Source organism: Nocardia lasii (assembly GCF_042658545.1).
Classification (GTDB): domain Bacteria; phylum Actinomycetota; class Actinomycetes; order Mycobacteriales; family Mycobacteriaceae; genus Nocardia; species Nocardia lasii.
This window is the reverse complement of record NZ_JBHSQN010000004.1, coordinates 152,491-171,592: the sequence shown is the minus strand read 5'-3', so window position 1 is coordinate 171,592 and position 19,102 is coordinate 152,491. Positions and strand designations below refer to the sequence as shown.

General features: G+C 69.5%; 14 protein-coding genes. 7 read left to right on the top strand and 7 right to left on the bottom strand.

Annotation, left to right across the window (positions count from 1 at the left end; translation table 11 throughout):
• Window positions 1–20: 20 nt before the first annotated feature.
• Entirely contained in the window at window positions 21–1,247 is a 1,227-nt protein-coding gene (gene pgfA, locus ACFP3H_RS10180; protein WP_378603023.1) for a cell envelope lipid trafficking protein PgfA, read from the bottom strand.
• Between the two features lie 184 nt (window positions 1,248–1,431).
• Between pgfA and ACFP3H_RS10175 the strand changes: the two genes are divergently transcribed.
• The gene (locus ACFP3H_RS10175) at window positions 1,432–2,538 is read left to right on the top strand and encodes an acyltransferase family protein (protein ID WP_378603020.1); all 1,107 of its coding nucleotides are present in this window, start codon (window positions 1,432–1,434) and stop codon (window positions 2,536–2,538) included.
• Here ACFP3H_RS10175 and ACFP3H_RS10170 read toward each other — a convergent pair.
• The 4 genes from ACFP3H_RS10170 to ACFP3H_RS10155 all read right to left on the bottom strand — a co-directional run bounded on the left by ACFP3H_RS10170 (window position 2,510) and on the right by ACFP3H_RS10155 (window position 9,073).
• A complete protein-coding gene (locus ACFP3H_RS10170) occupies window positions 2,510–7,063 on the bottom strand; it encodes an alpha-(1->3)-arabinofuranosyltransferase (protein ID WP_378603207.1) in 4,554 nt (1,517 codons plus the stop codon). The two genes, ACFP3H_RS10175 and ACFP3H_RS10170, sit on opposite strands and share 29 nt — an antisense overlap.
• Entirely contained in the window at window positions 7,044–7,214 is a 171-nt protein-coding gene (locus ACFP3H_RS10165) for a DUF2613 domain-containing protein (protein ID WP_022566695.1), read from the bottom strand. Before ACFP3H_RS10165 ends, ACFP3H_RS10170 begins: the two co-directional genes overlap by 20 nt.
• 41 nt (window positions 7,215–7,255) lie before the next feature.
• Window positions 7,256–8,374: an isochorismate synthase gene (locus ACFP3H_RS10160; RefSeq protein ID WP_378603017.1), complete on the bottom strand. Its 1,119-nt coding sequence runs from the start codon at window positions 8,372–8,374 to the stop codon at window positions 7,256–7,258.
• A 231-nt stretch (window positions 8,375–8,605) separates the two neighbouring features.
• Complete coding sequence (locus ACFP3H_RS10155; RefSeq protein ID WP_378603014.1) at window positions 8,606–9,073, bottom strand: universal stress protein; 468 nt, start codon at window positions 9,071–9,073, stop codon at window positions 8,606–8,608.
• Between the two features lie 114 nt (window positions 9,074–9,187).
• Here ACFP3H_RS10155 and ACFP3H_RS10150 point away from each other — a divergent pair, with 114 nt between their 5' ends.
• The 3 genes from ACFP3H_RS10150 to ACFP3H_RS10140 all read left to right on the top strand — a co-directional run bounded on the left by ACFP3H_RS10150 (window position 9,188) and on the right by ACFP3H_RS10140 (window position 12,300).
• Window positions 9,188–10,354: a glycoside hydrolase family 3 N-terminal domain-containing protein gene (locus tag ACFP3H_RS10150; RefSeq protein ID WP_378603011.1), complete on the top strand. Its 1,167-nt coding sequence runs from the start codon at window positions 9,188–9,190 to the stop codon at window positions 10,352–10,354.
• Between the two features lie 86 nt (window positions 10,355–10,440).
• A complete protein-coding gene (locus ACFP3H_RS10145) occupies window positions 10,441–11,040 on the top strand; it encodes a TetR/AcrR family transcriptional regulator (RefSeq protein ID WP_378603008.1) in 600 nt (199 codons plus the stop codon).
• Window positions 11,041–11,115: 75 nt separating this feature from the next.
• Entirely contained in the window at window positions 11,116–12,300 is a 1,185-nt protein-coding gene (locus ACFP3H_RS10140; protein WP_378603204.1) for a DUF5685 family protein, read from the top strand.
• Window positions 12,301–12,350: 50 nt separating this feature from the next.
• Here ACFP3H_RS10140 and ACFP3H_RS10135 read toward each other — a convergent pair whose 3' ends face one another.
• Window positions 12,351–14,207 (bottom strand): VanW family protein, encoded by a 1,857-nt coding sequence (locus ACFP3H_RS10135; RefSeq protein ID WP_378603005.1) that lies wholly within the window; start codon window positions 14,205–14,207, stop codon window positions 12,351–12,353.
• A gap of 301 nt (window positions 14,208–14,508) precedes the next feature.
• Here ACFP3H_RS10135 and gnd point away from each other — a divergent pair, with 301 nt between their 5' ends.
• The 3 genes from gnd (at window position 14,509) to ACFP3H_RS10120 (ending at window position 17,549) form a co-directional block, all read left to right on the top strand.
• Entirely contained in the window at window positions 14,509–15,540 is a 1,032-nt protein-coding gene (gene gnd, locus ACFP3H_RS10130) for a phosphogluconate dehydrogenase (NAD(+)-dependent, decarboxylating) (protein ID WP_378603002.1), read from the top strand.
• Window positions 15,541–15,805: 265 nt separating this feature from the next.
• Window positions 15,806–16,510 (top strand): hypothetical protein, encoded by a 705-nt coding sequence (locus ACFP3H_RS10125; RefSeq protein WP_378602999.1) that lies wholly within the window; start codon window positions 15,806–15,808, stop codon window positions 16,508–16,510.
• Window positions 16,511–16,586: 76 nt separating this feature from the next.
• Complete coding sequence (locus ACFP3H_RS10120; RefSeq protein WP_378602996.1) at window positions 16,587–17,549, top strand: alpha/beta hydrolase; 963 nt, start codon at window positions 16,587–16,589, stop codon at window positions 17,547–17,549.
• A gap of 83 nt (window positions 17,550–17,632) precedes the next feature.
• On the opposite strand, the gene ACFP3H_RS10115 is transcribed toward ACFP3H_RS10120, so the two are convergent.
• Entirely contained in the window at window positions 17,633–18,970 is a 1,338-nt protein-coding gene (locus ACFP3H_RS10115; protein WP_378602993.1) for an acetyl-CoA C-acetyltransferase, read from the bottom strand.
• Window positions 18,971–19,102 lie beyond the last annotated feature (132 nt).

Genomic DNA, 19,102 nt, shown 5'->3' with positions numbered 1-19,102 from the left:
CGTTCGAGAAGTGCTGTCGCTCAGGGGCGTTTGTTGATGTCGATCTGTTCGGTGGGGCCGTCGTAGTCCCCGCGTGGGAACTGCGTGGTGGGCGCGTCGTCGCCGTCCCAGCGGGTGGCTCCGGTGTCGTCGTCGTCCCACTGGGTGGTGGGGGTGTCGTCGGCATCGGGGGCGGTGGTGGGGACGGGCGTGGTTCGTGAGCCGCGGGGGGTGGCGTGGGCGGGGGTGCCGCCGCCGCGCAGGCCGAGGAACAGGCCGCCGAGCAGGGCCAGCACGCCGAGGATGCCGAACACGATCGGCACGATCCGGCCGAACAGGGAGAGCTTGTCGGTGTTGTCCTTGGCGATCGCGATCTGCGATTCGATCGTCGCCTCGTCGAACACGATGTGCGACTTGAGCGCGGTGACCTCGGGCTTGTCGCCCGAACGCGCGTAGAACAGGTGGATCGACTCGCCACCCTTGATCACGGTGCCGGTCTGCGGCTCGACCCACAGGTCGCGCACGTTGGTGTAGTAGCGGTACATCGTGACCGGCTCCTCGCCGCCCTCGACGCCCCACTTGGCGGCGGGCAGGGTGAGTCGGTTGGTCGGCGACTGCTGCACGTCCCAGGTGTTGGTGACGGGCGCGGTCATCTGGAACCGGTAGACCTTGAGGTTGTTGATCTCGGTCTCTTCGATGAAGTTCGCGTCGAAGGACTGGCGCACGTTGATGTCGAAGTACGGGTAGGTCTTCTTCTCGGTGCCGATCGGGAAGCGGTAGCCGATGCCGGTGTGCTGCACCGGTTCCATGACGCTGCCGTCCTTGTTCACGGTCACCGCGATCGACCCGTTGGGGTCGGCGTCGACCGGCATGCCGGTGGTGCGCGAGATGGTGACGCGGTCGATGAGGGCCGAGAGCAGGCCGGTGTCGCCCTGCACGTCGGTGCGGCGCAGCGTCTGGCCCGCCTGCAGCGTCATCTGGTCGGCGTCGGAGGGTTCCTCGACGGTGACGAAGCGCTGGGAGACCAGCGGCACATCCTTGTTCACCACGGGGGGCCCGTCGCCGGTGGTGAGCGACTTCGAGTCGAGGACGAGGCTCTCCTCGCCCTTCTGGTTCTCCGCGATCGTGGTGATCTCGAGGTCGAGCGGCGTCTTGGCGACCTTGCTCACCGTGTAGGTGGGGATCATCAGCGCGGCGACGAGTAATGCCGCGCCCAGACCCACGAGCACGCAGGCGACCGTCCTTCTGGTACCGGCACTCAGTGCCATGTAACTCTCCTCGTCGTTCGAACACGGATGGCCCGGTGGTCGACACTAACAGCCCGACCTCGCAAGGTGCGTGCGCTGTACCACTGAAATCGCCGACACGGCAGACTGGATCTCGATGACAACCGCCACCAGCCCCGTTTCAGCCCCCCGTGCCTTCATTCCCGCTCTGGAGGGAATGCGCGGAATGGCGGCACTCGGTGTGCTGGTCACCCATGTCGCGTTCCAGACCGGTACGGCCGCGACCCCGGTCATCGGCCCGATCCTGGAACGCTTCGATATGGCGGTCGCGGTGTTCTTCGCGCTGTCGGGTTTCCTGCTGTGGCGCCCGCACGCGGCGGCGGCGCGCGGATTCGGTCGCGCCCCGACCACCGTCCGCTACCTGCTGCACCGGGTGGCCAGGGTGCTGCCCGCGTACTGGGTGGTGGTGGTGTTCGTGCTGTTGCTGCTGCCGGGCGCCGCGCAGACGGCGAACCTGCGGGTGTGGGTGTCGAACCTGCACCTGCTGCAGGTGTTCGTGCCGTTGACCCTGACCGACGGGCTCACCCAGATGTGGAGCCTGTCGGTGGAGATGGCTTTTTATCTGGTGTTGCCGCTGTTGGCGTGGTCGGTCGTGCGGTTGCGCGGGCGGGCGGCGCGGTGGCGGGTGCCGGTGCTGTGCGGGTTGATCGCGGTGAGCCTGACCTGGAACCTGTGGCCGATTCCGACGCCGGAGGCCATCCACGCCGACAACTGGTTGCCCGGCTATCTGCCGTGGTTCGCGGCGGGCATGGTGCTCGCGGAACTGGTCTATCTCGTGCGGCCGGGGGCGCGGTGGGCGCGGGTGCTGTCGAATCAGCGGCTGATGTGGGCGGTGGCGCTGGTGGCGCTGCTGGCCTCGGCGACGGAGTTCGGTGGTCCCGCCGGTCTGGAACGCGCCCACCCCTGGCAGTACGCGATGAAGATCGTGCTCGGCACGATTCTCGCCTTCTGTCTGCTGGCGCCGCTGGTGATCCACACCCGCGACACCTCGCACCGCTGGCTGGAATCGAGCACCGCCGCCATCCTCGGCCGCTGGTCCTACGGCATTTTCCTGTGGCATCTGGTGGTGCTCACGATCGTGTTCCCGGTCTTCGGGATCCTGCCGTTCAGCGGCCATTTCCTCTATGTCATCGTCCTGACGACGCTGCTGACCCTGCCGCTCGCTGCGGCCAGCTTCGCGCTGGTCGAGGAACCGGCTCGCCGCTGGGCGGCCCGCTGGGACAAGCGCGCCGCCGCCCGCCGCGCTAGCGAGCCCGTTTCCGCCGGGACCTGAGTCGGCGACGTGGCAGGGCCGCGACGCCCACCGCGACCACCGCCAGTACCGCCGGGGCCTGGGCCAGGACCGAACCGCCCATGTACTCGACGCCCGATCGCCACGTGCCCGTCGAGAGCGCGGCGGCGGAGATCAACGTGCCGAGTCCGGCGATCCAGGGCAGGGTGCGCGCGGTGCGCAGTGGTCGGAAGTGACTGCAGGCCAAGGCGATCAGGGCGACTGCCGCGCCGATGGGGCCGGAGATGACCGCGACGGCTCCGGTCAGGCCGATTGCCGCCCCCCAGCGAACGCCCCAGGTGCCGGGGGGCGGGCCGAGGTCGGGGACCTCGCGTCGGCGCGGGATGGCAAGCAGCACAAGGGGAATCAGGAGGAGAAGTCCGCCGAAGATCGATAGGCGATACCAGCGGTCGGCCGGGAAGGACACGGTGATCTCGCCGGTGGTGCCTGCCGGAAGCAACCAACCCTGCTGCCAACCGTCCACGACAACCGGTTCGAGTTCCTTGCCGTCAGCGGTCTCTGCCTGCCAGCCGACGTTGGTGCTGAGTGGGAGGACCAGCAGTTGCGGGACTGAGTCGGTGGGTGTTTCGAGCGAAGGTGCTGTTCCGCTGGCCTCCGAGGGTGCCTGGTCGCTGGGGTCGGTGGGTGGCGCGCCGGGGTAGGGGTCGGTGCGGGGGAGGTGGAGGTGGTCGACGGTGAACAGTTCGGTGGGGACGACGGTGAGGTCGACTCGGCCGGGGAGGAGTTCGATGTCGGTGGCGTCCGCTTCGCAGGCGCGTGCGGAAACCGGTGCGCCCGAGCGGAGTTCGTCGACGGTGGCGGTGACCGTGGTGTGGACGGCGCGGCCGCCGAGGGCGATCACCGGTCCGTCCGCGCAGCCGATGGTGACGAGTCGGTCGCCGGGGGCGTGGGCGGGGTAGTCGGGTCCGAGTACTTCCACTTCGGCGAGGCCGGTGGGCTGGGTGAGGACGAAGCCGAGGGCGGTGCGGTCGAGGACGTCGTTCCAGCGCATGATGCTGATCTCGATGCGGTCGGTTTCGGTGGGGTACAGCGAGATTCGCGCGGGTTCGCCGCGGTCGCGTTCGGGGAGTTCGCGGATCTGCGGGCCGTTGCCCAGGTTCACCGCGACGGCGGTGGCGGTCGCGGGCAGGCCGCCCAGTGCGGTGGTGATGTCGAGTCCGGTGACCAAGGCGGGTTCGGGAAGTTCCAGTACCAGTGTGGGTTTGGCGCCGCCGGTTTCGCGGACGGTGGTCTCGGGGGCGGTCCAGGTGGTTTTCGGGTCGCCGTCGGTGGCCGCGAAGGCCGCGCCGCGCAGGTCTGCGACATCGGCCTTGCCGCGGGCGACCGGGCGGGTGTCGTCGGTGAGCAGCGCTTCGAGTCCGGGTCCCGGCCGGGTACGCACGGTGAGATCGGTACCGACAGTGAGGGGTTCGGGTACCGAGAGGGTTCGGCCGAAGACGCCGGGTTCCTCGGCGGGCAGGCCGAGTCCCTTGCTGCAGTGCACGCGGTCGGGTCCGTCGAAACAGTTGCTGCGGCCGGGGAATTCCTGTCCGAGGTCCCAGCCGTTGACGATCGTGCCGGGCGCGACCTCGGGCAGCACGACCCGGTGGCGGATGTCGACGCGCACGGGCGCGTCCCGGTTCGAGTAGTCGTCGAGGGTGAGTTCGCTGATGCCGAATTGCCCACCACGCGTGCCGGTTTCGGTGCGCGCGGCGGTGATCATCACCCAGTCGGTCTTGCCCGCGGGCAGCGCGACGGACACGGGCGTGCCCGGTTCGGTGATGCGCGCCGACACGGTTCCGCGCGAGGTGCGGACCTCCACCCACTTCACCGTGTCGCCCAGCGCCGCCGCCGTGGTCGTGAAACGCAGCGAGCCGTTCGCGATCGGCGCGTCCAGATCGAGTCGAATCCACTGTCCGAGAGCGGATTCGGAGCCATTGCTGATCCACGCGGTGCTGGGGTCGCCGTCGACGGCGGCGGCGGTGGAGCTGCCGGGGGCCGCGCCGCCGATCTGGGTGGCGTCGGAGGCGGAACTGGACGCGGTCACCGTCGCGCCGGACCATTCGCCGCGCACGAGTTCGGTTCCCTCGACGGGGTAGTCGGGGACGAGGTTGTGGGTGCGGCGCGGGTCGTCGGGGGCGCGGATCGAGGAGTTGTGGTTGTCGACGCGACCGAAGTCGGCCTCGCGATCCATGGGGGTGTCGGTCAGCAGGACGGGGCGCGGCGGGAGTCCGGCGCGGACCCGGTCGGCTTCGAGAAGTGTTGGCGCGATGGGGTTTTCACCGTCACGGCGCAGGCGTTCCAGGACTTCCGGGCCGCCTTGGACCACAGGCGCGGAGGCCAGCGGGGTCGTGTACGCGCCGGGGAAGGACGACGGCGCGCCGGTGCCGCTGCGCACGGTGGCGGGCGTGCCCGGCGGGGGCACGTCGACCCGGTAGATCTCGACCGCCGGGTAGGCGGGCAGCAGATCGTTGTCCACCACCAGCCCACGATCCGCCGCGCGCGGGCCGATCAGCGACCCGAAGGAGGTGACCTTGGTGATTCCGGGCGAGCCCTCGATCGCGCGGTGGGCCAGCATCGGCCGGGTCGATCGGGAGGTCTCGGGGTCGAGGTCGTTGCGCAGCACCAGGATTCCGATGCCCTGGTCGGCCAGGGTGGCGGCCAGGCCGGTGGAGGGGCGGCCGTCGGCGATGAGGCGCTGCACCGAATCCATCGCGCGGATGGTGCCGGGCGGATTGAGCGGGACCGAATCCCGCACGGCCCATGGGGTACTCGCCAGAGCCTGTAGGGGTTCGTCGCGGGTGAGGCCCCAGATCTGACTGCCGAACGGCGCGCCGGGCACGATCAGGGCGCGGGTGTCGGCGGCGTTGTCGGCGAGCCAGTTCGCGGTGTCGGTCCAGTAGGCGGGTACCCGGTCGTAGGCGCCGCGCGGGGCGAGTCGACCGGTCCAGGCCAGCGAGGTGGCGATGGTGAGCGCGGCCATGACCAGCGCGGCGACCGCGACGAGGCGATCGCGTTCGGGATGGGCGAAAGCGCTGCGCCACACCGGCATCGGCACCGAGGCGGGCAGCGCGACCCGACCCAGCAGGTGCGCCAGACCCACCACCAGCGGCAGCCGGATCAGCGGTTCGAGCTTGTGCACATTGCGCAGCGGCGCGCCCCCAGCGTCGAGGAAGATCCGCACCGATTCGGCGAACGGGCCGCCGAGTGTGCCGACGTAACCAGCGCAGATTCCCGCCAACCCCACGCACAGGATCAGCACGAACCGACCCCGGTACGGCATCGCCGACCGCGCCAGCCCGGCCATACCGGCCGCCGCGAGCAGACCTGTCGCCAGCACCGCGGCGGGCTGGGTCACCAGCACCGCGCCCGCGATGCGTTCGGGCGAGACGAACGGGGTCCAGCTGTCGGTGCCGCGCAACACCTCGCTCAGCGACGCCCACTGCGTGGTCACGCCGGAGGATTCGATGAAGTCGAGGAACGGCGGACTCACCTTGCCGAGCAGCAGCAGCGGCACCACCCACCAGAACGTGGCGAGCACCAGCAGCGGAATCCACGCCCGCGTGAACCGCCACCACCGCCGATTCGGTCGATACGAGGCCCACCACAGCGCGGCGGGCAGGAACGCCGCCACCGTCGCCACCGCGTTCACCGACCCCATCAGCGCCAACGCCAACGCGCTCCCGGCAGGGGAGAGCGCGCCACCGGTGACCTGGGACGAACCCGGTACCGACCCCCTCACCCGTGAGAACACACCACCGCGTCGACGCGTGCGCTCGACTGCCGGGCCGTCGTTACCTTTCGCGGTACTCGCGTGCGAGGCCGACGAGCGCGTGGTCTCCTTCGCTGGATCCAGCGGCTTCGCGGGGCCGCGTCGCCGGGTCGTCCCCCCTGGTGCGGTGGGCGACACCGCCCCAGCTCGCCGCGCCGGGCTCACGCTCGAATGATCTGCGGTCTCGGACGAGTGCCGAGCGCGGATCGCCACCCCGAGGGCCGCGGGCGCGAGCAGCACCCAGGGCGCCAGCATCATCGGCAGCGTTTCCGAGGAGATGGACCCGAGCGTGGTCAGGACGCGCGGGGACAGGGCGAAGGCGATGCCCGCGATCACCCGTGACCCGCGCGAGCCGATCCCGAGCGTTTCGCACAGCTTGACGATGCCCCAGAACCCGGCGAGCAGCAGCAGCGCCCACCACACGCGCTGGGTGACCCAGGCGGGCAGGTGCAGCAGGTGGCCCGCGGAGAAGAAGGCGCCGTGCGGGAAGAAGTAGCCGTAGGCCTGGTTCTGGACCTGGCCCATGGGGGCCTGGCTGTTCCACAGGTGGGCGGCCCGCGCGAGGAAGCCGAGGGGGTTCTGCGCGAGGTCGTATTTGGTGTCGGCGACGGTGAGGCCGGGCGCCTGCGCGAAGGTCAGTACGAAGGCGGCGACTACCGTGCCGACGAGCCAGCGCCACCCCAGTGGCGCCCTGTCCGGTTGCCCCGTGGTGGGGCGTGACGCGCGGGCGCGCGACTCAGCGGCTGCCGTATTCAGGAGCGTTGAGCAGCGAGGAGTCCTTGTCACCGCTGCGGTCGATCGAGGGTGCGGTGTTCTGCTGCACCGCGGCCGTGATGGCGAAGACGGCGATCGCGCTCAGCAGGGCGCCGCCGACCGCGCTGGCAACAGCCGGAACAGCAAACTTCATCGCGCACTCCAATACGCTCGACGTCGGGGCCTGTCTCGGTGTCAACCTAGCAGGTGCGAGGGGCTCGGTCCGTCGTTGGGCAGCGCGCAACGCAGGGTGCCGAGCAGGGTGCCGAGCTTGGCCGTGGTCTCGGCCAGTTCGGCCCGTGGGTCCGAGGCCGCGACGATCCCGCCGCCCGCGCTGGCCCGCAAGCGGCGCCGGTCGGCGGCGAGTTCGCCGCCGCGGATCGCGACCACCCATTCGCCGTCGCCGTCGCTGTCGCACCAGCCCACCGCGCCGCCGTAGAAGCCGCGCCACGGTTCCCCGGCGGTGATCGTGTCGAGCGCGTCGGCGAAGGGTGTGCCGTTCACTGCGGGGGTGGGGTGCAGCAGCAGGGCGAGGTCGAGGGCGGTGGTCGAGGGGTCGCGCAGGGTGCCGTGGATGGGGGTGGCCAGGTGCCAGACCTGCTCGGTGCTGAGGAGTTCGGGCGCGTCGGGGATGTGGAGGTCGGCGCAGACCGGGGCGAGGCGCTCGCGGATCCAGTCGATCACGTAGGCGTGTTCCTCGCGATTCTTGGTGCTGGACAACAGTTCTCGGGCCTGGGCGGCATCGTCGGCCGGGTCGGGCAGGTGGGGGAGGGTGCCCGCGAGTGGGTTGAGGCTGACGCGATCGCCGTGTCGGGCGACGAGCACTTCGGGCGTGGCGCCGATCAGCGTCTCGCCCGGTCGTCCCGCCGCGAACAGGTCGACCGCGTACACGGCGGCGTTCGGGTGCCTGGCCAGCAGGTAGCCGGCGAGCACCTCCGGGTCGAGCGCGCTCTCGGCCTCGAGCACCATCGACCGCGCGGCCACCACCTTGCGCAGCGCGTTCGCCGGATCGCCGAGCTGTTCGACGAGTTTCGTCACCCGCGCCACATGTTCTGCGGGACTGGGTATTTCGGCCACGACGCGCACGGCGGGCAACTCGGGCAGCGCGGCCGGTCGCCACGATCCCGCCGTATGCAGCAGTTCGCGGGGCTGCCACAGCGCCGCCGCCTGACCCGGATCGAACGGCAGCGCCCCGACGATCGCCATCGCGGAACCCCGCCGAGCCGCGACCGCCGCGCCCGGATCAGCGAAACTCACACGCACCCCGGACCCCCGCACCACCGAGTCGGGCCGAGCCAGCAGAAATTCATCCATGGTCCCCCGACCCTAACCCCGCCACCGCACCTGGTCGATTGATCACCACGCTCTGGTGGTGCGGTTTCCGCCCGAGACGGTCACCAGGGCGTGGTGATCAACTGACCGAGTCGGCGACGCCATCTGGCGGCGACCGGTTCGTGAGTTGAGGACGACGGAGGACTCGTGCGGCGAGGTGCGTCTTCGTGTGACGACGTGTGCTCGCGCGACGTAGGCCAGGCCGGCGGACGACTACTGGTCCGGTGGCACCAGGAAGACCGGGCGGTGGCCGTGCTTCAGGACGGCTTCGGCGACGCTGCTGTGGAGGAGGGCGCGTAGGCCGGTGGCGCCGCGGGTGCCCGCGACGATGATGTCCACGTCGAGTTCGTCGGCGCAGTCCACGATCGTGTTCCAGATGGTCGTGGTGCATTCGGCGGTGCGGGGTTCGGCGTCGATTCCGGCGAGGGCGGCCAGGTGGATGCCTTCGGCGTTGATCTTGCGGGCGTCGGAGTAGGCGATGTCCTCGACGTCCTCGTCGGGCACCCACTCGGGCTGCATCACCCCGGACAGGCCGGAGATGCGGGCGGCCTGGCGGACCATCGGTTCCCACGCGGTGAGCAGGATGGCGCGTTCGGCGCTCAGGAAACGCCCGGCATAGGAGATGGCGCGCTTGGCGTGTTCGGAACCGTCGTAGGCGATGAGCATCCGATCGCATGCCATGACGACCTCCTGCGCTGGTCGGAGCTGCTTTTCCCCAGATTACCCCCGAATCGGACATCCCGATGGCGAACCTGAGGCTGTGGTCCGGGCCACGGGGGAGCTACCGTGGAGCACATGCGGAAATCGCCTGTGGTCGTGTTCGCAGTTCTCGCCGCTGTCGCCACCGCTTGCTCGGGAGGGTCGTCGAACGAGACGACGCCCGCGGCGAGCAGCAGCGCGGCAGGTCCCTCCGCCGGTGCGGCGGATCCATCGGGCACGCCGGCCCAAAACGCTTGCGGTGCAGAGTATCTCGCTCAGCTCACGCAGCGGGAGAAGCTCGCGCAGCTGCTCACCGTCGGCATCACCGGCTCGGCGGACGCGTCGAACGTGGTGAGTTCGGAGCAGGTGGGCGGCATCTTCATCGGCAGCTGGACCGATACCAGCCTGCTCAACGCCTCCGCTCTCGACGCCGTCAAGGCCAATGCCAAGGTGCCGCTGATGGTCACCATCGACGAGGAGGGCGGGCGTGTCTCGCGCGCGGCCAACGTGATCGGCACCGCGCCCTCGGCCCGCGTGATCGCGCAGACCCAGAGCCCCGACGAGTACTACCAGTTCACGCTGACCAGGTCGCAGGCCCTCAAGGACGTCGGGATCACGGTCGATTTCGCCCCCGATACCGATGTGAGCAGCCAGCCCGACAACAGCGTGATCGGCGACCGCTCCTACAGCGACGACCCCAAGACCGTCACCGACTACGCGAGCGCCTACATCCGCGCCTCCAACGAGGTGGGTCTCGGCTCGGTGATCAAGCACTTCCCCGGCCACGGTTCGGGCTCCGGTGACTCCCACACCGGCGCGGTGACCACCCCGCCGCTGGATCAGATGCAGAACACCGACCTCGTCCCGTTCCGCGACCTGGTGAACTCCGGCGCCGCGGTGATGGTCGGCCACCTCGATGTGCCCGGCCTGACCGAGCCCGACGTGCCCGCCAGCATCAGTCCCGCCGTGATGACGCTGCTGCGCGAGGGCACCGGGTACGGGGCGGCGCCGTTCAACGGCCCGATCTTCACCGACGATCTGAGCGGGATGGCCGCCATCACCTCGCGGATGTCGATCGAGGACGCGGTCGAGGCCACGCTGGTCGCCGGCGCCGACAACGCGCTGTGGATCAGCTCGGACGCGGTGCCGCAGGTGCTCGACCGTTTGGAACAGTCGGTGTCGAGTGGCAAACTGCCCGCCGACCGGGTTGATGCCTCCGTGCTGCGGATGGCGCGCTACAAGGGTGTGGCGTTGGGCTGCTGATAGGCCCCGGCGACCGTGTGGCAAATGAACGCAGGTGAACTTACCTTGGAGTAAGATAGGTGGTTCACCCTGCGGTAGGAGAGTGGATGGCAGGCGGGACCAAGCGGCTTCCCCGGGCAGTTCGCGAGCAGCAGATGCTCGACGCGGCTGTCGAGGTATTCGCGAGACGGGGCTTCCACGACACGTCGATGGATGCCATCGCGGCCGAGGCGAAGATCTCCAAACCCATGCTCTACCTGTACTACGGCTCCAAAGACGAACTCTTCCGCGCCTGCATCCAACGCGAGGGGCTGCGCTTCATCGAAGCCGTCGCGCCCGCGGGCAACCCGCAACTGACCCCGCACGAACAGGTCCGCACCGCGCTGGAGGGCTTCCTCGACTTCGTCGACCGCAACCGCCAGTCCTGGCAGGTTCTCTACCGTCAGGCGATCGGCCAGCAATCCTTCGCCGCCGAAATCGACAACGCCCGCGAGCGCGTCATCGAACTCACCGCCAAGCTGCTCGAGTCCAGCGCCCGCCATGCCGACCCCGGCACCAATTTCGAGGTGGTCGCCGCAGCGGTGATCGGCGCGGGCGAGGCCATCGCCGACCGGGTCGCCAGCGGGCGCATCGAGGTGGCCGAGGCGGTCGATCTGCTCGACGATCTCGCCTGGCGTGGTCTGGCCGGTCGCAAGAAGCCCGAGTAACTGTTGCGATAACCCCCGCTGCCTGCGATTGTGCAGCGTTGGCGAAATCTCGAAACGGGGTGGCAGTTGTTCGGTGTGTTGAAGCCGTGCGCGCACGGCGCGGCGAAATACGGCATCGATCCGGGACAGTGGCAGGCGCACATGTGCGGGCTGTGCCTCGGTCTGCGCGACGGGCACGGCCAGCTGGCCCGCGCGGCGACCAATACCGACGCGATCGTGTTGAGTGTGCTCACCGAGGCGCAGGCGGGAGCCGGGGCGCGCACGATGGCGGCGCCGTGTCCGCTGCGCGGGATGCGGCGGGCCTCGGTGGTGAGTGCGAGCGCGCCGGGGGTGCAGTTGGCCGCGACGGCGTCACTACTGTTGGGGGCGGCCAAGATTCGCGATCATGTCGACGACGGTGACGCGGCGGCGCCCGCGCGGCGGCCGATGCGTCGGGTGTCGAATACGTGGGCGGTGCGCGCCCAGCGGCAGGCCGATCAGATCGGGCTGGACGTAGCGCCCATGCTGGCCGCAATAGCCTCGCAGTCCGCGCTCGAAGCGCGCGCGGCCTCCCTCGACGACCTCGCCGGGCCTACGCAACTCGGCGCGACCACCCTCGACGATCTCACCGGCCCCACGCAGCTCTGCGCGGCCACCCTCTTCGGTCACGCCGCGACCCTGGCTGGTCGCCCGGAAAACGTTGCTGCCCTTCAAGAGATCGGGCGCCACGTCGGTCGCATCGCGCACCTCGCCGACGCCATCGAGGATCTCGAGCGGGACCGGCTGCGGGGGCGGTTCAATCCGCTCGAGGCCACGGGGACTGATATGCCGCGTGCCTATGATCTGTTGCGCGAGAGCGAGTCTCGGATCCGGGATGTGGCGGCGGAGGCCGAGCTGGATCAGCTGCCGACGGTGCGGTGGGCGTTGCTGGATCCGTTGGCGAGTCTGGTGCGGCGGCTGGGGCAGGGGCTCGGGCTGGTGGTCGGGCACGCCTGCCGCACTTCGCCGGTCGCCCAACAGAATTCGCCGTTTCAATTCCCCGCGCCGCTGGACAAGGGGCCGAGGCGGCCCGGACCGCTGCGTGCGTCCGGGCTGATCCTCGGCGTCTACTGCACCGGCATGGCCTGCTGTGTCGACCACACCAGCCCGTGTACCGGCGAGAAAAAGGATGCCTGGGCCAAGAACTGCGGCAACTGTTGCGAGGGTTGCGATTGCTGCAGCAGCTGCGGCGACTGCTGTGGTGACGGCTGCTGCTGCGACGGATGTTGCTGCGACTGCTGACGAAACGCTCTCGCGCGGTGGTTAATTCACCTACCGCGCGAGAGCGCCGCTCACTCGCACTTCACGATCGGGATCGGGTCGTACTTCACCGTCCGCGTATGCCGCGAGATCTGCGCACCGGTCTGGTGATCGGTGATCACTCGCGTATCGGAGATGGTGAACCCCGGCGCGCCCTCGGACGCGATGCAGTCCTTGCCCTTGGGCAGGGTGATCTCGTTGGGCTCGGTCGGCTTCGACTTCTCGCCCGTGATCGACTCCACGTTCACGGTTTTGGTGCCCCACAGCCGCACGGTGATGTCGGATCCGGTGGCGATGGCCTGGATGTAGACGCCCGTCGCGGCGGTGTTGCGGAAGGCGAGGTCGATCGCGCCGTCGAACACTGTCGCCTCGCGCGCGGCGGGGTAGCGCGAGATGTAGTAGCTGTGTTCGGTGTGTCCGGCGTCTTCCATGCCGGCGAAGTAGGCCGCGTTGTAGAGGGTGGTGGCGAACTGGCTGATGCCGCCGCCGACCGCGGTACTCGGCCTGCCCTTGTCGATGATCCCGGATTCCACGTAGCCCTCGGCGGCGGTGCGCGGGCCGGTGAAGTCGTTGAGCGAGAACGTGTCTCCGGGCTTGACCACCGCGCCGTCGACCTTCGCGGCGACGGTGCGGATGTTCACGCCCGACGGTCCGCTGAAGCCGCCGGTGGTGAACTGGCCGATCAGCTCGTTGACCCCGAGCCCGTTGGCGGCCTCGGTGGTGAGCTTGGGTTCGATGCGCTCGTAGGCGACGGGGCTGGTGCGCGGGCCGGGCTGGGTGAGCACGGCGGGCAGCTGCTCCAAAGTCTTTGCCCAGTCGACCTTTTCGCCGACCACGGCGGGCACCACGTTCGGCTTGCCCGCACCGGTCACCGAGAAGGTGGCGTCCTTCTCCTCCACCTCGGACTTCGCCAGGTCCGCCCCGAGCAGGGCGATCACGGCGTCGCTGTCGAATCGGGCCGCCAGTCCGCCGTTGCCGTCGGGCACGAAGCCGAGGGTGTCGGCGATCTGCGAGCTGGTCAGGGTGACCTGAGTGTCCTTGCCCGTCAACGTGATCGGGGACGCGACGGCGGGGGTGGCGAGATCGCGCACGGCCGCCTGCACCGCGTCGGCGCGCACCGCGACCGGCGCGGCCACCACGGGCAGATCCAGTTCGCTGCTCGACGCCCACCGCTCGGTGATGGTGGTGCGCGCGCCGTCGACGTCGAGGACGTGTCCGGGCACCGGCGCCACCGCGACCGGCCTGCCGTTCTCGAAGCGCACCGTGCCCTCGACGGTCGGGTTGTCGTGCACCCGGAAGGTCTCGAGCTGGGCGTCCATCGCCGCGGCGTCAACCGTGCTGGACACCGGGACCTCGCGGGTCCCGAACAGCGAGATCAGGCGACGCACCGGGTTCAGCGGCTGTGAGCCGACGGTGTCCCAGGTGCGGTCGTAGTCCACCGCGAGACCGGCGGCGGCGGGCACGAGGCTCGCCTGCACATCGCCGATGCGCACGGGGAGCGGTCGTTCGGCCTTGGGTCCGAGCTCGGCGTGCAGCAGCGCGTCGGCTTCGGCCTTGTCCATCCCGCCGAGTTCGACACCGGCGACGACGATGCCGCGCGGCACCTCACCGGCGCTCAGCGCCAGGTCGGCCAGGTAGGCGGCGGTGCCGACGGCGAACACGGCACCGACCACGATGCCGATCCGCTTGAGCAGCTGCTGGTTGCCCGATGGGGTCGGCGAAGGGCGCCCCGGCGTCGGTGTGGCCCACTGGTCGCGGGGCACGGTGCGCAGGGGCTGGGTGAGGGCGGTGGTGTCGGCATCGAAAGTGCGATTTGATTCGAGCAGCTTGCGTAGTCCGACCTCGCCCCTTCGGTCGGCCGGGTTTCCGGCTTTCGACTCGCTGGGCACGGAGGTCCTTCCGTTGGGATGGCCCCGAGATGTTTGCGGGGTCCGGCCCGAGGGTAACGCGGATCGACCCGCTCGGCAGCTCGAGGCCGGGTCGAGGCAGTGAAAGGCTCCGCGCAGTTGCCGGGTCGGGGGTCTGGCAACTACACGGAGCCGATCTGTTTATCGTGGCCCGGAGCGGGGCGTTACAACTCGATCGGAAGAATTTTCCGCGTGCCCGGCGACACCGCGCTGCGCGATGATGCGCGAGCGCGGGACAATCCGTGGTGAGAATTGTCTCGACACCGGACAACGAGGAGAACTGATGCAGCTGGGAATGATCGGCCTCGGCCGGATGGGCGCCAATATCGTGCGTCGCATCGTGCGCGACGGCCACACCGCCGTCGGCTACGAGCGCCACCCCGGCCCGATCCCCGAGCTGGAGTCCGAGCTCGGTGACAAGTTCCAGGGCACCACCGACCTCGCGGAGTTCATCGGTCTGCTCGAGGTGCCCCGGGTGGTGTGGGTGATGATTCCGGCGGGCGCGACCGGCGCGGTGATCGATCAGGTCGCCGAGCTGCTCGAGCCGGGCGACATCATCATCGACGGTGGCAACAGCCGCTACCACGAGGACATCAAGCGCGCGAAGGCGTTGGAGCCCAAGGGGATTCACTACCTCGACATCGGCACCTCGGGCGGTGTGTTCGGTCTGCAGCGCGGTTACTGTCTGATGATCGGCGGCAATCAGGCCCAGGTCGATTACCTCGAGCCGCTGCTGTCGACCATCGCGCCCGGTTACGAGTCGGCCCCGCGCACCCCCGGTCGCATCGGTGAGCCCTCGCAGGCCGAGAAGGGCTACCTGCTGTGCGGGCCGCACGGCGCCGGGCACTTCGTGAAGATGGTGCACAACGGCATCGAGTACGGCGCGATGGGCGCCTACGCCGAGGGTCTGAACATCCTCAAGCACGCGAACGCGGGCGCGGAGTACCTGCACGGTGAGCACTCGGCCGAGGAGACGCCGATGGAGCACCCCGAGTACTACATGTACGACCTGGACATCCCCGCGATCACCGAGGTGTGGCGGCGCGGTTCGGTGGTGGCCTCCTGGCTGCTCGACCTCACCGCCTCGGCCCTGGTCGCCGACCCCGACCTGGACTCGTTCAGCGGTCGCGTCTCCGATTCCGGCGAGGGCCGCTGGACCATCGACGCCGCCATCGACACCGCTGTCCCGGTCCCGGTCCTGTCAGCAGCGCTCTACCAGCGCTTCTCCTCGCGCGGGCAGGCCCTCTACGCCGACAAGATGCTCTCGGCGATGCGCAAGGCGTTCGGCGGTCACAACGAGCTCCCGCAGAAGTAGGCCCGGACGGAACACTCTGCAAGGCGTTCGGCGGTCACAACGAGCTGCCGCAGAAGTAGTTCAGCTACCTTGACGCCCTACGACCGGCTTCCGTCCTCGGACGGGGCCGGTTGTGGCGTTTTCGGGTCGATTCCGGCAGTCGGCGAATCCCGGATCGTACCTGCGTAGAGGGCATCCCAGGAGTGAAACGGTGATACTCCACAAATATTAGAACGTGTTCTTATTTTTCAGGACAAGCGTCCATTTGGGTCGATATTTTGGGCCGATGAACCTCAGCACCTCGCGTCTCGCAGCAGGAATCGCCACCACCACCCTGGTCATCGCCGGCGTCGGCGTCGGCCTCGGCTCCGGTATCGCCGCGGCCGACGGCACCTGCGCGGTGAGCAGCCACGCGACCAAGAAGGACATCAGCACCGTCGGGGTCACCCACGTCTACGACAAGACCGTCGAGGCGGCCCAGATCGGCATCGGCACCTCGGCCACCTACAAGGTCGTCATCGGCACCACCGGCATCGGCAACCCCTACGTCAACACCATCACCGACTTCCCGCCGGTCGGCTTCGGCGCCCCGACCAAGGCCACCATCACCGCCTATCACGCCATCGGCGGCCAGCAGACCGAGGACGTCACGCCCACCCCCAACGCGGGCGGCTGGAAGGTGACCAGCACCGGCTGGTTCGTCAACTCCGGCAACCCGGTCACCCTGACCATCACCTACCCGGTGCCCAGCTCGCTCACCGCGGGCCAGGCCGTCACCAGCGGCGGTGTCGGGGTGGCGGGCACGGTCGGCGTCGGCAACGAAATGCCCAACCTGACAGCCTGTTTCACCGCGCGCGGCGCGAACGCGGGCGAGACGGTGATCGGCAGCCTCGGCGACAACGGCCTCGGATCCTCCGAGGGTCAGCTCAGCTCCACCGGTTCGGTGTCCGACATCATCTCCAACGTGCTGCGCAATCTCATCGGGAGTTGATCGCGCGGCACCTGGTCGCCGGGGCGGCTCACGCTCCGTCCCGGCGATCCGGGGGAACACAGTGAGGAAGGATTCGATGGTGAAGCGCGCGGCGCTGATCGTCCTTGTGCTGCTGGCGTTTTCGTCGGTAACCGCACATGCCGACGTGGCCCGACTCGACCATGTCGACCGGCCGGGCCAACGCCAACAAACCCTGTCGGTGTACTCCGCGGCGATGGACCGGGTGATCCCGCTGCGGGTCATCACCCCCGCCGACACCAGCGCGCCACGGCCGACGCTGTACCTGCTCAACGGCGCGGGCGGCGGCGAGGATGTCGCGAACTGGTACAACCAGACCGACATCGTCAGCTTCTTCGCCGACAAGAACGTCAATGTGGTCACCCCCGCCGCGGGCGCGTTCTCCTACTACACCGACTGGCAGCGCGACGACCCCACGCTCGGCCGCAACAAATGGCAGACCTTCCTCACCGAGGAACTGCCCCCGATCATCGACGCCACCCTGCGCACCACCGGCGTGAATGCCATTGCCGGACTGTCGATGTCGGCCACGGCTGTGCTGAACCTCGCGATCGCCGCCCCCGACCGCTACCGCGCCGTCGGCGCCTACAGCGGTTGCGCCGCCGTCGCCGACCCCGTCGGCCGCGCCGCCGTCGACCTGGTGATGGCCCGCGCGGGCGCCGACGCCGCCAATATGTGGGGCGCCCCCGACGACCCCGCCTGGCGCGCGCACGACGTGATCCTCAACGCGGAACGCCTGCGCGGCACGGCGATCTACCTCTCCAGCGCGACCGGCCTACCCGGCCCGATCGAAACCGCCGCCGCCGCACCGACTCCCGCCTACCTCGACCAGATCCTGCTCGGCGGCAGCATCGAAGCCGTCGCCCACCTGTGCACCCAGCGCCTGGCCGCCCGCCTCACCGAACTGGCGATCCCCGCACAGGTCGAGTTCCGCCCCACGGGCACCCACACCTGGAAGTACTGGGAACAGGACCTGCACACGTCCTGGCCACTGTTCGCCGAGGCCCTCGGCACGAGCTGATCTCCGCCGGTAACCGGACGAACGACGGCGGGTGGTCGCCGGACGAACCGGAGACCACCCGCTGTTGTCGTGCGCGGCGCCGACTAGCGCTCGATGATCGCCACCACGCCCTGGCCGCCCGCGGCGCAGATGGAGATCAGCGCGCGGCCGGATCCCTTCTCCGCCAGCATCTTCGCGGTCGAGGCGACGATGCGGCCGCCGGTCGCGGCGAACGGGTGGCCCGCGGCGAGCGAGGAGCCGTTGACGTTGAGCTTGCTGCGGTCGATCGAGCCGAGCGCGCCGTCGAGGCCGAGGCGCTCCTTGCAGTAGGCGTCGGACTCCCACGCGGCCAGGGTGGCCAGCACCACGGAGGCGAAGGCCTCGTGGATTTCGTAGTAGTCGAAGTCCTGCAGGGTCAGGCCGTTGCGGGCCAGCAGGCGCGCGACCGCGTAGGTGGGCGCCATCAGCAGGCCGTCGGGGCCGTGGATGTAGTCGACCGCGGCGACCTCGGAGTCCACCAGGTGCGCGAGCACCGGCAGTTTGTGCTCGGCGGCCCACTCGTCGGTGGACAGCAGCACCGCGGACGCGCCGTCGGTGAGCGGGGTGGAGTTGCCCGCGGTCATGGTGGCGTCGCCCGCCTTGACGCCGAAGACCGGCTTCAGGGTCGACAGCTTCTCCACGGTCGAGCCGGGACGCAGGTTGTCGTCGCGGGTCAGGCCGAGGAACGGGGTGACCAGGTCGTCGAAGAAGCCACGGTCGTAGGCGGCGGCCATGTTCTTGTGCGAGAGGTAGGCCAGCTCGTCCTGTGCCTCGCGGGGGACGCCGAATTCCTTGGCGGTGATGGCGGCGTGCTCGCCCATCGACAGCCCGGTGCGCGGCTCGGCGTTGCGCGGGATCTCGATGCCGAGCATCGAGGGCCGCAGCTGGCCGACCAGCTTGACCTTGTCCTTGGTGGTGCGCGCGCGGTTGGCGGTGAGCATCCACTCGCGCATGTCCTCGCTCACGCCGATCGGCGCGTCGGAGGTGGTGTCGGCGCCGCCGCCGATGCCGGAGTCGATGCGGCCCAGCGCGATCGCGTCACCGACGGTGACGATCGACTGCAGGCCGGTGCCGCAGGCGAGCTGCAGGTCGTGGGCGGGGGTGTAGGGCGAGAGCTTGGAGCCGAGCACGCTCTCGCGGATCAGGCTGTGCTCGCCGACCTTCTTGAGCACGGCGCCGCCGACGACCATGCCCAGACGCTCGCCCTGCAGGCCGAACCGGCTGACCAGCCCGTCGAGCGCGGCGGTGAACATGTCCTGGTTGGACGCCTTCGCGTACGCCTTGTCCGAGCGAGCGAACGGAATGCGGTTACCGCCAACGATGGCGACCGGGCGCTGGGTCTTCGCGGGCTTGGCAGTGTTAGCTGCAGCCTTGGCCGTGGCCGAGCGGGCTTTGCTTGTCACTCGAGTTCTCCATGGTCTTGTCGGTTCCGGGTAACGCGTGGCCGGTGGAATTGGCCCCCGTGCGGTCACAGCGTCGTATCGGTTTACATTAAACTTACTCCGGAGTAAGTTCGTTGTCGACACCGTACCCGC

Coding starts and splice junctions, on each gene's coding strand:
- pgfA (WP_378603023.1), bottom strand. CDS start 1,247: ATGGCACTGAGTGCCGGTACCAGAAGGACGGTCGCCTGCGTGCTCGTG.
- ACFP3H_RS10175 (WP_378603020.1), top strand. CDS start 1,432: ATGGCGGCACTCGGTGTGCTGGTCACCCATGTCGCGTTCCAGACCGGT.
- ACFP3H_RS10165 (WP_022566695.1), bottom strand. CDS start 7,214: ATGAAGTTTGCTGTTCCGGCTGTTGCCAGCGCGGTCGGCGGCGCCCTG.
- ACFP3H_RS10160 (WP_378603017.1), bottom strand. CDS start 8,374: ATGGATGAATTTCTGCTGGCTCGGCCCGACTCGGTGGTGCGGGGGTCC.
- ACFP3H_RS10155 (WP_378603014.1), bottom strand. CDS start 9,073: ATGGCATGCGATCGGATGCTCATCGCCTACGACGGTTCCGAACACGCC.
- ACFP3H_RS10150 (WP_378603011.1), top strand. CDS start 9,188: ATGCGGAAATCGCCTGTGGTCGTGTTCGCAGTTCTCGCCGCTGTCGCC.
- ACFP3H_RS10145 (WP_378603008.1), top strand. CDS start 10,441: ATGGCAGGCGGGACCAAGCGGCTTCCCCGGGCAGTTCGCGAGCAGCAG.
- gnd (WP_378603002.1), top strand. CDS start 14,509: ATGCAGCTGGGAATGATCGGCCTCGGCCGGATGGGCGCCAATATCGTG.
- ACFP3H_RS10125 (WP_378602999.1), top strand. CDS start 15,806: ATGAACCTCAGCACCTCGCGTCTCGCAGCAGGAATCGCCACCACCACC.
- ACFP3H_RS10120 (WP_378602996.1), top strand. CDS start 16,587: ATGGTGAAGCGCGCGGCGCTGATCGTCCTTGTGCTGCTGGCGTTTTCG.